The organism is Pseudomonas sp. CDFA 610 (assembly GCF_021147865.1).
Taxonomy (GTDB): Bacteria; Pseudomonadota; Gammaproteobacteria; order Pseudomonadales; family Pseudomonadaceae; genus Aquipseudomonas; species Aquipseudomonas alliivorans.
The window spans coordinates 1-584 of sequence record NZ_JAGTPM010000029.1 but is presented as its reverse complement, the minus strand read 5'-3'; the positions used below and the strand labels follow the sequence as shown (position 1 = coordinate 584).

1 tRNA gene and 1 rRNA gene are annotated in these 584 nt (G+C 48.3%); both read left to right on the top strand.

Going from position 1 to position 584, the window contains the following annotated elements:
• Positions 1 to 3: 3 nt before the first annotated feature.
• Positions 4 to 79 (top strand) — tRNA-Ala (locus KDX39_RS26315).
• Between the two features lie 228 nt (positions 80 to 307).
• Positions 308 to 584 (top strand): 23S ribosomal RNA (locus KDX39_RS26310); the annotation flags it as partial.

The following is a 584-nucleotide window of genomic DNA, read 5'->3' as shown; positions in this document are numbered from 1 at the left end:
TACGGGGCCATAGCTCAGCTGGGAGAGCGCCTGCCTTGCACGCAGGAGGTCAGCGGTTCGATCCCGCTTGGCTCCACCATTTACTGCTTCTGTTTGAAAGCTTAGAAATGAGCATTCCATCCCCGGATGGTGAATGTTGATTTCTAGTCTTTGATTAGATCGTTCTTTAAAAATTTGGGTATGTGATAGAAAGAAATAGACTGTTGACCACTTTCACTGGTGGTGAACAGGCTAAGGTAAAGTTTGTGAGAACAAACTTTCGGCGAATGTCGTCTTCACAGTATAACCAGATTGCTTGGGGTTATATGGTCAAGTGAAGAAGCGCATACGGTGGATGCCTTGGCAGTCAGAGGCGATGAAAGACGTGGTAGCCTGCGAAAAGCTTCGGGGAGTCGGCAAACAGACTGTGATCCGGAGATGTCTGAATGGGGGAACCCAGCTGTCATAAGACAGTTACCTTACACTGAATACATAGGTGTACGGAGCGAACCAGGGGAACTGAAACATCTAAGTACCCTGAGGAAAAGAAATCAACCGAGATTCCCTTAGTAGTGGCGAGCGAACGGGGACCAGCCCTTAAGTTG